This is a genomic window from Aquaspirillum sp. (assembly GCF_055136605.1).
In genome coordinates this window covers 48,574-63,900 of the sequence record NZ_JBSQVP010000002.1, presented here as the reverse complement: position 1 = coordinate 63,900, position 15,327 = coordinate 48,574, and the positions used below count along the sequence as shown (strand labels likewise).

12 protein-coding genes are annotated in these 15,327 nt (G+C 50.7%); 11 read left to right on the top strand and 1 reads right to left on the bottom strand.

Annotated elements, in window-relative coordinates; genetic code table 11:
- Positions 1 to 82: 82 nt before the first annotated feature.
- Complete coding sequence (gene mpl, locus ACTBZS_RS00825; RefSeq protein ID WP_463043024.1) at positions 83 to 1,474, bottom strand: UDP-N-acetylmuramate:L-alanyl-gamma-D-glutamyl-meso-diaminopimelate ligase; 1,392 nt, start codon at positions 1,472 to 1,474, stop codon at positions 83 to 85.
- Positions 1,475 to 1,687: 213 nt separating this feature from the next.
- On the opposite strand from mpl, the gene ACTBZS_RS00820 reads away from it, so the two are divergent.
- From ACTBZS_RS00820 to ACTBZS_RS00770, 11 genes are all read left to right on the top strand, one after another.
- Positions 1,688 to 4,549 carry a monovalent cation/H+ antiporter subunit A gene (locus ACTBZS_RS00820; protein WP_460431102.1) on the top strand — a complete coding sequence of 954 codons (2,862 nt, stop codon included), beginning with the start codon at positions 1,688 to 1,690 and terminating at the stop codon, positions 4,547 to 4,549.
- Positions 4,537 to 4,878, top strand: a complete 342-nt coding sequence (locus tag ACTBZS_RS00815) for a Na+/H+ antiporter subunit C (protein ID WP_022652593.1) — start codon at positions 4,537 to 4,539, stop codon at positions 4,876 to 4,878. Before ACTBZS_RS00820 ends, ACTBZS_RS00815 begins: the two co-directional genes overlap by 13 nt.
- A complete protein-coding gene (locus tag ACTBZS_RS00810) occupies positions 4,875 to 6,392 on the top strand; it encodes a monovalent cation/H+ antiporter subunit D (RefSeq protein WP_463043008.1) in 1,518 nt (505 codons plus the stop codon). Before ACTBZS_RS00815 ends, ACTBZS_RS00810 begins: the two co-directional genes overlap by 4 nt.
- A 2-nt stretch (positions 6,393 to 6,394) precedes the next feature.
- Complete coding sequence (locus ACTBZS_RS00805; protein WP_022654417.1) at positions 6,395 to 6,916, top strand: Na+/H+ antiporter subunit E; 522 nt, start codon at positions 6,395 to 6,397, stop codon at positions 6,914 to 6,916.
- Positions 6,909 to 7,178 carry a K+/H+ antiporter subunit F gene (locus ACTBZS_RS00800; protein WP_022654418.1) on the top strand — a complete coding sequence of 90 codons (270 nt, stop codon included), beginning with the start codon at positions 6,909 to 6,911 and terminating at the stop codon, positions 7,176 to 7,178. The genes ACTBZS_RS00805 and ACTBZS_RS00800 overlap by 8 nt, the downstream gene beginning before the upstream one ends.
- A 23-nt stretch (positions 7,179 to 7,201) precedes the next feature.
- Positions 7,202 to 7,597, top strand: a complete 396-nt coding sequence (locus tag ACTBZS_RS00795; RefSeq protein ID WP_460429532.1) for a Na+/H+ antiporter subunit G — start codon at positions 7,202 to 7,204, stop codon at positions 7,595 to 7,597.
- A gap of 11 nt (positions 7,598 to 7,608) precedes the next feature.
- Positions 7,609 to 8,946 carry a deoxyguanosinetriphosphate triphosphohydrolase gene (locus ACTBZS_RS00790; protein WP_022654420.1) on the top strand — a complete coding sequence of 446 codons (1,338 nt, stop codon included), beginning with the start codon at positions 7,609 to 7,611 and terminating at the stop codon, positions 8,944 to 8,946.
- Positions 8,947 to 9,088: 142 nt separating this feature from the next.
- Positions 9,089 to 10,465 (top strand): Trk system potassium transporter TrkA, encoded by a 1,377-nt coding sequence (gene trkA / locus ACTBZS_RS00785; protein ID WP_022654421.1) that lies wholly within the window; start codon positions 9,089 to 9,091, stop codon positions 10,463 to 10,465.
- Positions 10,466 to 10,467: 2 nt separating this feature from the next.
- Entirely contained in the window at positions 10,468 to 11,922 is a 1,455-nt protein-coding gene (locus tag ACTBZS_RS00780; RefSeq protein ID WP_463043007.1) for a TrkH family potassium uptake protein, read from the top strand.
- A gap of 18 nt (positions 11,923 to 11,940) precedes the next feature.
- On the top strand, positions 11,941 to 13,395 hold the full coding sequence (locus tag ACTBZS_RS00775; RefSeq protein ID WP_460429530.1) for a TrkH family potassium uptake protein: 1,455 nt from the start codon (positions 11,941 to 11,943) through the stop codon (positions 13,393 to 13,395).
- A gap of 39 nt (positions 13,396 to 13,434) precedes the next feature.
- Positions 13,435 to 15,321, top strand: a complete 1,887-nt coding sequence (locus tag ACTBZS_RS00770) for a lytic transglycosylase domain-containing protein (RefSeq protein ID WP_463043006.1) — start codon at positions 13,435 to 13,437, stop codon at positions 15,319 to 15,321.
- Positions 15,322 to 15,327 lie beyond the last annotated feature (6 nt).

The window sequence follows — 15,327 nt, the reverse complement described above, 5'->3', positions numbered from 1 at the left end:
CTGCAGCAATTCACATAAAATTGCCTAATATCAAATTGGCAATTTTTTTGGCAAATCATTGAGCACCCACTACCAATTTAGCTTAATTTTTTGGCTTAGCTAATGCGTCTAGCAATTGCTGGTGAATACCGTTGAAACTACCATTACTCATCACCAAAATATGATCACCTTCTTGAGCAACACGCACCACATCAGCCACTAATTCAGGGCATGATTCAAAACAGCGCGCTTTCTCTCCCAAAGGGGCCAATGCCGCCGCCGCATCCCAACCCAATTGATATTGATAACACCACACCTGATCGGCTTCATGCAAACTTGCGGCTAAGGCATCTTTTAAGGTACCCAATTTCATGGTGTTCGAACGGGGTTCGAGTAGCGCCAAAATCCGCCCTTGTGTCCCAACCCTAGCACGCAAGCCAGCAACAGTCGTCGCAATGGCCGTTGGATGGTGGGCAAAATCATCATAAACCGTCACGCCGGCAACCACGCCGCGCACTTCCATCCGCCGTTTGACGTTACGGAAAGACGCTAGGGCAGCAATCGCTTGGGCAGGCGGAACACCCACATGGCGGGCAGCAGCAATCGCCGCCAGCGCATTATGGCGATTATGTTCGCCAAGCAAGTCCCATTCCACTCGCCCTTGTTTGATACCGGCATACCAGACATTAAAATGTCCCTGTGCATCGGCCTCGCCAGCCATCCACCCACCTTGTTCAGCAAAATATTCCACCGGCGACCACAAACCACGCGCCAATACCCGATCTAAACTCGGGGCTTGGCCATTGACGATCAATTTACCTTGGCTCGGTACAGTCCGCACTAAATGGTGAAATTGTGTTTCAATCGCTGCTAAATCGGCGAAGATGTCCGCATGATCGAATTCAAGATTATTCAAAATCGCGGTACGCGGATGATAGTGGACAAACTTTGAGCGTTTATCGAAAAAGGCAGTGTCGTATTCGTCGGCTTCAATCACAAAAAACGGACTCCGGCTGTTGAGATCTTGCCGTGGTGTCTGTGGCAAACGTGCCGACACACCAAAGTTTTCTGGTACACCCCCAATTAAAAACCCCGGTGCTAAACCTGCTTCTTCTAAAATCCACGTCAACATGGCCGTGGTGGTAGTTTTGCCGTGAGTCCCAGCCACAGCCAACACCCACAAGCCCTGTAATACATGCTCGGCTAACCACTGCGGCCCCGAGGTATAGGGTAAACCCCGATTGAGAATTTCCTCAATCACTGGCATACCTCGCTTGGCAACGTTGCCTATCACATAACAATCGGCATCAAGGCCATCCAGTTGATCGGCCGCAAAGCCTTGGGTGATATCAATCCCCAGTGCTGCCAGTTGGGTTGACATGGGAGGATACACTTGGGCATCACAGCCGGTAACGGTATGCCCTGCTGCCCGTGCCAATGCAGCAATGCCGCCCATGAATGTGCCGCAGATGCCAATGATATGAATATGCATAATTAACGTGTCTTAAGCAGAATTAAAGCCAGCAAGGTTAAAACAAAAATGGCCTTTCCGCGACGTTTGCTCTTAGTGTCATTGGAACGCTGTCTGTCAACGACACCCGTTATGCTTGCATAGCAACTTGTTTGCCACGGCGGTTATACTTCGCCCCTTGTTGTGCAGTGCTTTCGCACTGCGTGGTTATTGTTTACACGCCAGGACAGTCTAATCATGAGTCTTGCCCTGATTGTCATGCTGCCCTTTATAGGTGCTTTGTTTCCTGCTTTGTTACTACGAGCAGGGCGAAATGCCTGCGCCACAGCGACTTTCACTTTTAGCCTAGCGGCTTTTATTTTACTGATCTTTCAAGCACCCGCCGTGTTACAAGGTGAAACCTTGCACGCCAGTTGGCAATGGTTGCCTAAACTGGGGCTTGCGGTTTCTTTTATGCTTGATGGATTAGGTCTGTTATTTGCAGGATTGATCCTTGGTATTGGCTTATTGGTGATTTTTTACGCCCGTTTCTACCTGTCAAAACAGGACAATATGGGCAGCTTCTATACCTATTTGCTGTTATTCCAAGGGGCGATGCTTGGCATCGTGTTGTCAGATAATATCCTGTTAATTCTGGTATTTTGGGAATTAACCAGCTTGTCCTCTTTCTTGCTGATCGGTTATTGGAAACATCTTCCAGCGGGACGACAAGGGGCACGCATGGCCCTGACAGTCACGGGTGCGGGTGGTTTAAGTTTGATTGCGGGGTTGATGTTACTCGGTCATATTGTCGGTTCGTACGACCTCAGTGTGATGTTACAACACCGCGAGTTAATTCAATCCTCCCCTCTCTATTTGCCCGCACTGTTACTGATTCTGGGTGGCTGTTTTACTAAATCGGCACAATTCCCTTTCCATTTTTGGTTGCCCCATGCGATGGCCGCCCCAACACCGGTATCGGCCTATTTGCACTCGGCCACGATGGTCAAAGCCGGTATTTTTCTGTTGGCGCGCTTATGGCCGGTGTTGTCGGGCACACCAGAATGGTTCTATCTCGTCGCCACCACAGGTCTGATCACCATGTTGGTTGCGGCATGGATTGCGCTGTTCAAAGATGACTTAAAAGGGCTATTGGCGTTTTCGACGGTCAGCCATCTTGGATTGATTACACTCTTGTTGGGGTTGGGTAGCCCAATGGCTGCTGTCGCCGCAGTGTTCCACATCATCAACCACGCGACCTTTAAAGCTGCGTTGTTTATGAATGCAGGCATCGTGGATCATGAAACAGGCACCCGCGACATCAAACAACTGGGTGGACTGTGGCATTTGATGCCCATTACAGCGACCTTAGCCATGGTCGCCGCTGCATCGATGGCAGGAGTGCCCTTACTCAATGGCTTCTTGTCAAAAGAGATGATGTTAGAACAAGTGGCACAAACCGCTTGGTTAGACCAACCGTGGCTCATGGCAATCATCGCCACGCTCGCTGCACTGTGTTCGGTGGCCTATTCCTTCCGCTATATCGTGCATGTGTTCTTTGGCCCACAACGCCATGACTATCCCCATCACCCACATGATCCACCGCTGGGTATGTGGTTGCCGCCAGCGATCTTGGTGTGTTTGGTGATTTTAATTGGCTTATTCCCACAAACCTTTGCCGGTGCATTGGTTGCCAGCAGTGCCAAAGCGGTGATTGGCGGTGCCTTGCCGGATTATCACTTGGCCATTTGGCATGGTGTGACGCCTGCATTATGGATGAGTGTGATCGCGCTGATCGGTGGTTTAAGCCTGTTGGCCAGCTATCGCAAAGTCCGCTCGGCATGGGAGGCAGGGCCACATCCTGATGCAAAAGCGATGTTCCAAGTCTGGATCAAGGGTTTGGTGCAGCTTGCACAGATGGCAAGTCACGGTTTACACAATGGTTCATTGCAACGCTATTTGGCGTGGATGGTGGGTGCAGCCGTGGTTGTCGGCTATGGCGCGTTTATGAATAGCAGTTTAAGCGCCGGTAGCCGCGAGTTACTGCCTGCCCATCCCACCGCCATCGCCGCTTGGCTGTTATTGATCCTCGGTTGTCTGTTAACCGTGTGGTTACATCATCAACGACTGTTGGCCCTGATTATGGTCGGGGTGATTGGCATGGTGGTGTGTGTCGGCTTTGTCTATCTCTCAGCGCCCGATCTGGCCTTGACCCAAATCTCGGTTGAGGTAGTGACTGTGATTCTGATGTTATTAGCATTAAATGTCTTGCCCAAAACCACACCTAAAGAAAGTGGGTTTGGCCGTAAAGGGCGCGATATTTTGTTAGCCACGTCCGCAGGGGTTGGTATTGCCACATTGGTATGGGCGTTCCTGACTCGTGATTTCACCACCCTATCTGACTACTACCTTGCTGAATCGCTGCCGGGTGGGGGAGGGACCAATGTGGTCAACGTCATCTTGGTTGATTTCCGTGGTTTTGATACCTATGGCGAAATCACTGTGTTGGGCATTGCTGCTCTGCTGATTTTTGCCTTGTTAGATGGCGCCTTACATGGCGGCAGTGCGGCCAAACGATTGGCACAATGGCTACCCGATCAAGCCCGTGCGGCGGATCGGCACCCACTAATGCTCGTCGTCGCGGCGCGCGTAATGTTGCCTTTGGCGTTGTTAGTTGGCGTGTTTATCTTCCTGCGTGGTCACAATGTCCCCGGGGGCGGCTTTATCGCTGGCTTAGTGGTATCCGTCGCGTTAATCATGCAATACATGGCCAGTGGCTTTGGTTGGGCGGCACAGAAAATCCGCCTTGATTACCATGCGATGATTGGCTCGGGCGTGTTGTTGGCCGGCTTAACCGGTATTGGCTCGTGGTTATTTGGTTATCCATTCTTAACCAGCAGTGTGCTGCATCTTGATCTACCGGCATTGGGCGAGATTCATATTGCGTCTGCGATGTTCTTCGATGCAGGCGTGTTCTCGGTAGTGGTGGGTGCCACCATGTTGGCGTTGTCTCAACTGTCACAAATTGGACGCCGCGCCGAAGCCCTCCCCGTCAATCAAGCGGCGATGGATTGTGATCCATCCCACCCCTTGCAGAAGGACCCCTCATGGAAGCCTTAGTTGCCTCAGCTGTCGGCGTCTTAACCGCCGCAGGGATTTACCTCTTATTGCGTGGCCGCACCTTTCCGGTGGTGTTAGGACTGGCCTTGTTATCGTACGCCACCAATATCTTTTTGTTTGCTATCGGTCGGTTGAAAATCAATCAAGCCCCGATCTTAAGTGATACCGCCCTAGGCTATACCGACCCGTTACCACAAGCGTTGGTGTTGACTGCGATTGTGATTTCTTTTGCGATGACCGCAGTGATTGTGGTGATGTCATTACGCAGCTATTTGGAAAGCGGCTCTGACCACGTGGATGGCGCACAACAGAACAAGGAGGAGGCATGAATCACTGGCTGATTATGCCAATTGTGCTGCCGGCGGTATTAGGCCCACTGCTGATTATGCTGGGGCGTATCGATCATGTTTTGGCGCGGATTTTATCGTTAGCAGGATGTGTTGCCCTTATCGCGATTAGCGTAGGCCTGTTACAGCAAGCCGATAGCGGGCCACAAACCTATGCCCTAAGTGCATGGGTGGCCCCGTTTGGGATTTTGTTAGTGCTCGACCGCTTATCGGCGGTGATGTTGGTATTAACCGCCGTGCTGGCAACCGTTGTGCTGTTGTATGCCATGGCAGGGTGGGATCGCCGTGGGCGTCATTTTCATGCTCTCTATCAATTCCAATTGATGGGGATTAACGGTGCCTTTCTTACAGGTGACTTTTTCAACCTATTTGTTTTCTTTGAAATTCTCTTAATTGCCTCGTATGGCCTCATGGTACACGGCGGCGGGGCAGATCGACTGCGTGCAGGGGTGCAATATGTGATTGTGAATTTGGTTGGCTCGACCTTATTCTTGATTGCAGTGGGGTTGATTTACTCCGTCACCGGCACACTCAATATGGCTGATTTAGCCCTCAAAGTGCCACAGGTCAGCAGTGATGATTTGGCCTTATTGCAAGTGGGTGCGTTGTTATTGTTATTGGTCTTTGGCGTCAAAGCGGCATTGGTGCCGGTGCATTTCTGGTTACCAGATACCTATGCCCAAGCACCGGCGCCCACCGCTGCGCTGTTTGCGATTTTGACCAAAGTTGGAGCGTATTGCATTTTACGGTTGTATGTGTTGGCCTTTGGTGCACAAGCGGGTGCCTCGGCATGGTTGGCACAAGAATGGTTATTGCCTGCGGCAATGGTGAGTCTGACTTTGGGTTTAGTGGGTGTATTAGCGGCAAAACGGCTAGGACAATTGGCCAGCTTTAGCGTAATTGGCTCGATGGGCACAGTCCTGACAGCCATTGCGTTATTCACACCAACGGCTACCGCTGCCGCGCTTTACTATATGTTGCATTCCACCTTGGCGGCAGCAGCATTGTTTTTACTCACCGACTTAGTGCGCGAACGACGGGGTCACCATAGCGATGCCCTGACGGTAGCGCCGGTCTTTGCTCACCGCAGCCTATTAGCCGCCGCATTCTTTGTCGCAGCGATTGCAATGGCAGGCTTACCCCCTCTATCAGGCTTCCTCGGTAAACTGTTGATTTTACAAAGTGCATGGCCCACCCCCTACGCCTTCGATGTCTATTTAGCACTCCTTTCCACTGCCTTGCTCGGGATTATTGGCTTTGTCCGTGCAGGTAGCACCTTGTTTTGGAAAAGTACCGCGCAACAAGGACGAATTGAAGCGGAAGGCGTGTCACATTCGGTCTTGCCGTGGGTGGCGGTTGGTTTGTTATTGAGTGGTATCGTTGCGCTCACCGTGGGTGCCGGTGGGGTACATGACTACCTCAGCCAAACCGCACAACAGCTCTATCAACCACAGCTCTATATCAATGCCGTGTTGTTTCCCCAAGGAGGACAATAACGATGGCCTCGACCACGCCAAAACGCAGTTGGCGACAACGCCATTTTCCCCATCCCTTACTCAGCCTCACCTTATTTGTTGTATGGATGTTGCTACAAAATAGCCTCTCTCTGGCCCATGCCGTCTTAGCACTGTTTTTGAGCTGGGGCATTCCCCTGCTGACGCACAGCTTATGGCCAGAACGACCTAAAATCCGCCATTACGGTAAAGCCATGGCTTATGTGTTGTTGGTGATGTGGGATATTGTGGTGGCAAATATTCAGGTTGCGGCGATTATTCTGTTTCGGCGCAATAACAGCCTGCAAAGCTGTTGGTTGGAAATTCCACTGAGCGTGCGTTCGCCTGAAGCGATTACCGCCTTTGCCGGCACCATCACCATGACCCCCGGCACAGTCAGTTGTGATTTGTCGGCTGATGGTCGCAGCCTGTTGGTGCATTGTTTGGATGTCAGCGATCAAGCTGAAGCGATTGCCGGCATGAAGGCACGCTATGAAGCTCGGTTACAGGAGATTTTCCATGATTGACTACGCCCTACATTTTGGTTTTTTTGCCTTGTCATTGGCCTTACTGATGAATATCTGGCGCGCCATCAAAGGCCCAACTGATATGGATCGCATTTTAGCGGTCGATACGATGGTGATTAACTTAATTGCAGTGATTATCTTGTATGGTATCTACGAGAAAACCACCCTCTATTTTGAAGCGGCCTTGTTATTTGCCATGTTTGGTTTTGTCTCAACCGTTGCCTATTGCAAATTTATTTTGCGCGGCGATGTGATTGAATAATTTGACCAGTTTAAGGAATTACCGTGCATTTGATTCATGAATTGCTTATCTCTGGCCTCATCGTATTGGGTGCTATTTTTGCCTTAGTGGGTTCGTATGGCATGTTGAAGTTCCCCGATCTGATGACGCGCCTCCATGCGCCAACCAAGGCCACTACCTTGGGTGTCGGGGGGGCGTTGGTGGCTTCAATGGTGTATTTCCTCACCTTGGAAGGCCATGTCTCTATCCATGAGGTATTGATTTCGCTGTTTTTATTTCTCACAGCACCGATTACAGCGCATTTCATTGCCAAAGCGTATATGCACAAGCATTTGAAGCCAAAACAGTTGCCCAAAACACAAAGCGGTTGGAGCACCTATAGCGCCAGCCCAGCGGAGCAAAGCCACAAGCACAGCCAATCTTCCACCTCTCATCAGTGATGCCTCATGTCATGGACTGGACACAGTTGCTCTCCACCACCCGTTTTAAAGTACGCGGTGGGCGGGTGTTGCCGGCGAAAAACAATGGCAGCTTGCCCGGCCATGATGGTTTACGCAGCGATTTTCATGTTGATCACGACCGTGTGGTGTTCTCCAGTGCCTTCCGGCGCTTAGGACGGAAAACCCAAGTCCATCCCCTTGCCGTTCACGACCATACCCACAATCGCCTCACCCACAGTGTGGAAGTCGGCTGTGTTGGGCGCAGCCTAGGCAATCGGGTCGGTGCCATGTTGCAAGCAGGGGGACAGCTGCCACCCCACAACACGCCTTTTGATATTGGTAACGTGGTGCAAGTCGCTTGTTTGGCACACGACATTGGCAATCCGCCGTTTGGCCATACCGGCGAAGAAGCCATTCGCGATTGGTTTCGACAACCACGCCATGCCCATTGGCTTGCCAGTTTACCGCCGGCACAGCGGCTGGATATTCAAACCTATGAAGGCAACGCCCATACCCTGCGTATGGTTTCAACGCTGGAAATGTATCGTCATGCAGGGGGAATGCGCTTAACCGCTGCAGCCATTGGCAGCTTAATTAAATACCCTTGGGCGGTAGAGCACGGTGGCAAACGCGGCAAATTCAACCTTTATCAAGCCGAATTGGCCTATTTCCGCACAGTGGCACAAGAGCTTGGGTTGCCAGAATATCAACCACGCCGATGGGCACGACATCCCTTGTCTTATCTGATGGAAGCGGCTGATGATATTTGCTATGCCATTCTTGATTTAGAAGATGCGGTCGAAATGGGATGGCTAGATGCGATTGAATTCGAGCGTTTGCTATCGCCGTTGGTTGATACCGAACGGGTGTGGCATGAACCCGATGTACGGCAAAGATGTGCCATGCTGCGCGGCATGGCGGTGGGACATTGTGTTGTTGATATCGCTGACGTGTTTATGCGCCATCATGATCGTTTGTTAGCCGGCGATCTGCCAGCCCACGATTTATTAGAACTGGCCAGCGAACCCGTGGGAGCCACTGTTGCAGCGGCGAAAGACTTTGCCAGCCGCCGCATTTATCGCCATCGCAACAAACAAGTGATGGAAATTGCTGCCTATCCCTGCCTTGCCGCTTTGCTTGATGTATTAGTCCCTGCCGCACATCAGCTCTGCACCAAAGGCGATATTTCCACCCGCCAACGGGCAGAGTTGAGCTTATTAGACTATCCTCTCAATCCAGAGCAAGGCTTGTATGCGGCTTATATGGCGATTCTGGATTTTGTTGGTGGCTTAACCGATAACGCTGCGGCGCGCTTGGCGCGGGATATTTCTGGCCTCGGTTTGGGCTAAAACGCTGCACTGCAACATCTTTACGCCACAAAGCGGCGCAAGGCATTCGCAAAGCCCCGATTTGCTCAGTACAATGGGCGCCATTTTTGTGCACGCTCAACCTGATCGTGTGCGTGGCCTCGGTCATTGAAGGACAAATGACGTGAAGATTCTGATTCTTGGTGGTGGGCAAGTCGGTTCAACGGTGGCAGAAAATCTTGCCAATGACGCCAACGATATTACGGTAGTCGATCAAGATGAAGTCGTGCTTAAACAACTGCGCGACCGGCTGGATATTCAAACCTTAGTGGGTAACGCCGCCCACCCTTCGGTGTTAGCCGCCGCCGGTGCCGACGACAGCGATATGCTGTTAGCCCTCACCCGCAATGACGAGACCAATCTGGTTGCGTGTAAGTTGGCAAAAGACTTATTCAATATCCCCACCAAAATCGCCCGTGTTCGTGCCGCCGATTATATGGAATATGGCGACAACAAAGCACTGAACTACTTTAGTGTCGATACTTCGATTTGTCCCGAGCAAATTGTTACCGACAATATCTATCAGCTCTTTGAATACCCCGGTGCACTACAGGTACTCGATTTTGCCGAGGGGCGTGCTCAATTGGTCGTAGTCAAGGCCCTAAAGGGCGGTTTATTGGTTGAACGGCCACTGCGCCGCATCCGTGAAGACCTACCGCGTGCCGAATGTCGTATTTCTGCCATCTATCGCCGTGATCGTTTGATTATTCCCGATGGCGATACGGTGATTGAACAGGATGATGAGGTGTTTTTTATTGCCTCACGGCGTTTTATTCCCGCGATGTTGCGTGAACTGCGTAAAACGGAAAAACCGATTAAACGGGTGATGATTGCCGGCGGGGGGAATATTGGTTTTCGCTTGGCCTCTCGCCTAGAAAACGATGGCTACGAAGTCAAAATCATCGAAAACCGCACGCCACGTTGCGAATGGCTGACGCAGAATCTGTCACATACTTTGGTTTTGAATGGCGAAGCCACCGATGAGGAATTGCTCGAGGACGAAAATATTGATGAGATGGATGTGTTTGTCGCCATCACCAATGACGACGAAGACAATATCATGTCCTCTCTCCTTGCCAAACGGCTAGGCGCACGCAGCGTTATCGCCTTGGTCAACCGCACCAGCTATGTCGATTTGTTACAAGGCAACCGCATCGACATTGTGATCTCGCCCCATTTATCTACCATCGGCTCATTATTAGCCTACATCCGCCGAGGGGATATTGAAGCTGTCCATCCCCTGCGACGTGGGGCGGCTGAAGCCATTGAAGCCGTGGTACATGGCAATCGCAAAACATCACGCATTGTCAGCCGTCGTGTCGATGAATTACCGCTGCCACAAGGCTGTTATCTCAGCGCGGTGGTACGCGGTGAAGAAGTATTAATGGCACATCATGATTTGGTCATTGAATCCGGCGATCATCTGATTATCTTTGTCTCTCGCCGCCGCCAAGCGAAACAGGTCGAGAAACTGTTAGAAGTGAAGTTTGGATTCTTATAATCATGCACAAAATCCTGCCGATTGCTCATGTCTTTTCCAAACTGGTGATGCTGTTTTCTTGTATGTTTGTCTTCCCAGTGTTGGTATCGCTGTATTACCGTGATGGCACAGTGGATGATTTTTTAGTGTCAACGTTTGTCGGGCTGGCCATTGGCTTATTTTTATGGGCCACCACTCGCCAATATGAACGAGAACTGAAACCCCGCGATGGGTTTATCTTGGTCACTTTGCTGTGGCTGGGTTTCTCGGCCACAGCCACCACGCCGTTTTTATTGCATTTTCCGGGGATGAGTTTTACCGATGCCTATTTCGAGGCACTGTCCGCCCTAACCACCACCGGCGCTACCGTATTAACTGGCTTGGATACCCTGCCACCGGCGATTAACTTTTGGCGACACTTCCTGAATTGGTTAGGCGGCATGGGGATTATTGTGCTGGCGGTGGCGGTATTACCATTGCTGGGGGTGGGGGGGATGCAGCTGTATAAAGCCGAGATGCCCGGTTTGATTAAAGACAGCAAACTCACACCGCGCATCGCGACCACAGCTAAAAATCTGTGGGTGTTATACAGCGCGCTCACGCTGGCATGTGCCGTCTGTTTACATTTTGCAGGCATGAATTGGTTTGACTCGGTGTGCCATGCTTTTGCCGCGCTCTCCCTCGGCGGTTTTTCGACTAAAGACAGCAGCATCGGTTTCTACAACTCGCTGGAAATCGAGTTGGTGTTATCGTTTTTTATGTTGTTGGCTGCCATGAATTTCACCTTGCACTTTGTTGCATGGCGCAGCCGCTCTTTACGCAGCTATTGGCAAGACAGTGAAGTCAAAGCGATGTTGCTATTGGTGACGGGCAGCATTCTTTTGCTCAGTTACTATCTTTACCGTCATGGCTTATACGATTTCCCTACCGCCTTACGTCATGTCAGCTTTAATCTGATTTCGATTGCCACCGATAGCGGCTTTGCCAGTGTCGATTTTGGCGCATGGCCTACCCTAGCACCAATGTGGATTTTGGTGTTGTCCTGTATTACCTGTTGTGCTGGCTCAACCGGCGGTGGGGTCAAGATGGCGCGTAACTTGGTGTTATTACGTCAAACCACCTCGGAAATGCTGCGCTTACTCCATCCAAACGCTGTTGTACCGCTAAAAATCAACAGCAAGGTATTACCCAACCAAATCGTGTTATCCGTATTGGCTTTTGTGTTTGTGTATATTGCCAGCGTGATTGTCTTGGGTTTCGTTTTAATGTTCAGTGGCTTAGACTACATCACCGCCTTCACTGCGATTGTTGCCTGTATTAATAATGCAGGGCCGGGTTTAGGCGAGGTGGGCCCAGCATCGAATTACGGTGGTCTTACTGATTTTCAAACATGGGTCTGTTCCTTAGCAATGTTGCTAGGACGTTTAGAAATTTTTACTCTGCTTATTCTGTTCACCCCCGCCTTTTGGCGTAAATAAAGTTTATCTCCGCCAGCTATGCATAAAATTCTTCCCATCGCCCATGTGCTGTCGAAATTCATCATGTTATTTTCGTGCATGTTTGTTTTTCCGGCCTTGGTTTCTCTGTACTACCGCGATGGCACGCTCGATGAATTTTTGCTGTCTATCTTTGCTGGTTTGGCTGTCGGTTTGTTTTTATGGGCTGCCACCCGCCGTTATGAACGAGAACTCAAAGCCCGCGATGGCTTTATTTTGGTGTGCTTAATGTGGTTTGGCTTTGCGGTCACGGCGACCACGCCGTTTATGCTGCATTTCCCGGGGATGAGTTTTACCGATGCCTGTTTTGAAGCGCTCTCTACCCTCACCACCACCGGTGCCACCACCTTAACCGGACTCGACGACCTACCGCCCTCCATCAATTTCTGGCGCCATTTTCTAAGCTGGTTGGGTGGAATGGGGATTATTGTGCTGGCAGTCGCTGTATTGCCGATGTTGGGTATCGGGGGGATGCAGCTCTATAAAGCCGAAATGCCAGGGTTGATCAAAGACAATAAACTCGCCCCCCGTATCGCCAGCACAGCCAAAAGCCTGTGGATTATCTATACCGGCCTGACCATCCTCTGTACCTTCGCCTTATGGATTGTCGGCATGCCGCTATTTGATGCGGTGTGCCATGCTTTTACCACGATTAGCCTTGGCGGTACGTCAACCAAAGACGCCAGCATTGGCTTTTATAATTCTGTCGAGATTGAGATGGTCATCTCATTCTTTATGGTGCTCTCGGCCATGAATTTTGCCCTACATTTCATCGCATGGCGTGAAGGCTCGGTTCGAGTCTATTTTCGTGATACCGAAGCAAAATCGATGTTGGTGTTGTTGGCGGTGAGTATCGTCGGGATCAGTTATTATCTACACCACCACGGCGTGTTTGACTTTATGACCGCGCTGCGTCATGTCAGCTTTAACCTGATTTCAATTGCCACCGCCTGTGGCTTTGCCAGCACTGACTTTGGCGCTTGGCCTACCTTTGCGCCAATGTGGATTTTAGTCATGTCCTGCTTTACCGCCTGTGCAGGCTCTACCGGCAGTGGGATTAAAATGGCGCGCAATTTGGTGTTGATTAAACAGACTACCTCTGAAATCACCCGTTTATTACACCCGAATGCCGTGGTTCCCCTGAAAATCAACGGTAAAATTTTACCGAATCAGATTGTGTTATCAGTGTTAGCCTTTGTTTTTGTCTATATCGCCAGCATCATCTTGCTTGGCTTTATTATGATGATCAGCGGCTTAGACTACATTACCGCCTTTACTGCCATTGTCGCTTGTATGAATAATGCCGGCCCAGGCTTAGGTGAAGTTGGCCCTGCTTCGAATTATTCAGGCTTAAACGATTTCCAAACTTGGATTTGTTCATTGACGATGGTGTTAGGCCGCTTGGAAATTTTTACATTATTGATTTTATTAACGCCGACTTTTTGGCGAAAATAAGCCCATCGCTGATGGCATCCTGATAAAAGAGTTCATTATATGAGTTACCCCCGCTTCGTGATTGGCACATTGTGGCTGCTACCAACGTTGACCTATGCCAACCCCGCCCTGCTCGCCGCTCGTGATGCAGTCAAAAACAGCGACTATTCCGGTCTTATACAAGCCGAAAGCGAATTACAAGATCATCCACTGCAAGCCTATCCACGTTATTGGTGGCTGAGTAAAAACTTGGGGCAAACCTCGGGTAATGAGGTACAACAATTTCTCACCCGCTACGACAACACCGTGCTCGCAGAGCGTCTGCGAGTCGATTGGCTCAAGCAACTTGGTAAACAAGAACAATGGTCTGAGTTTCAGCGTGAATACCAAAAACTCGCGCCCGTGGCACGCGATAACGAAATTGTGTGCTACGAACTACTGAATAAAACCCAACTTGGCCAAGCCGATAGCCAAGTGTGGGAGCAAGCACGCAAACAATGGTTTAGTGGCCGCGCCAGCACCGAAGGGTGTCAAGCCCTACACGATGTGCTGTTTAATCAGGGTAAATTACTTGAAGCCGATGTGTGGTATCAGGTGCGTTTAGCATTTTCAGCCAACAATCCCAACCTCGCTCGCCAAATCAGCCAACGCAGCAATACCCCACTGGCAAGCCAACAGGTGAATAGCCCTAGCTATGATGGCGATTTAAGCCAAGCCCCACAGCGAGAACTGGCACTCTACGCGGTACAAAAACAAGCGCGACAAAATCCAGAAACAGCGGCTTTACAGCTCAATGCCTTAGAAAAAGCGGGTTTAAGCCGCGAAGCCGCCGGTTATGGCTGGGGACAGTTAGCGTTAATCAATGCCAAAAAATTACGCATGGTCGATGCTTTGGCACAATTTGCACGCGCCGATCAAAAACAACTCAATCGTGAGCAGTGGGAATGGTGGGTTCGCGCAGCATTGCGTGAAGGACAATGGGACACTGTGCAACGCACGATTGATGCCATGCCAGCTGAGGTCGCTGCAGAAGCAGATTGGGTATATTGGAAAGCCCGCGCCTTGAAAGCGCGTGGCCGCAGCCATGAAGCCAATCCACTGTTTGCGCGATTAAGCCAACAACACCATTACTATGGGCAATTAGCCCGCGAAGAGCTCGGCCAAAGTGTCACCGCACCATCGGGCCGCTACACCCCATCCTCTCGCGAAGTTCAAGAGATGCGACAACAGGGCAGTCAAACTCGTGCCCTGAGTTTGTTCGAGATTTCCCGCCAAAGTGCTCGGCCAGAATTGCGTGAAGACGCCAAACGAGAATGGCGCTTTGCCATGCGTGGGCTCAACGACAAACAGCTCTTGGCCAGTGCCGAAGCCGCACAACAAGCAGGGTTTTATGAAATGGCGATTTTTAGTGCCGACCGCACACAAGAATTGCACGATTTCAACTTGCGCTATCTCGCCCCTTATCGCGAGATTACCCGCCGCTATAGCCAAGAGTTCGATGTTGATGAAGCATGGGTGTATGGTTTGATGCGACAAGAAAGCCGCTTTGTGCATATCGCTCGCTCTGGCGTGGGTGCCAGCGGCTTAATGCAGTTAATGCCCGCCACCGCAAAATGGGTGGGCAGCAAGCTCGGCGTCAGCAATTTCTCGGTGAATCAAGTAGATACCAATATTCAATTTGGTACATGGTATTTGCGCCATGTGCAAGACACGTTGAGCGGCCATCCGGTCCTCGCCACTGCCGCCTATAACGCCGGCCCCGGCCGCGCCAGACAATGGCAAGCCGATCGTGCCCTTGAAGGGGCAATCTACGCGGAAACCATCCCTTTTAACGAAACTCGCGATTATGTGAAAAAAGTTTTTGCCAATGCAGTGTATTATGCGCAGCGTTTTGGTGGGGATACGACGCGGTTAAAAGATCGTCTCGGCGTTATTCCAGCACGTTAATGTGCA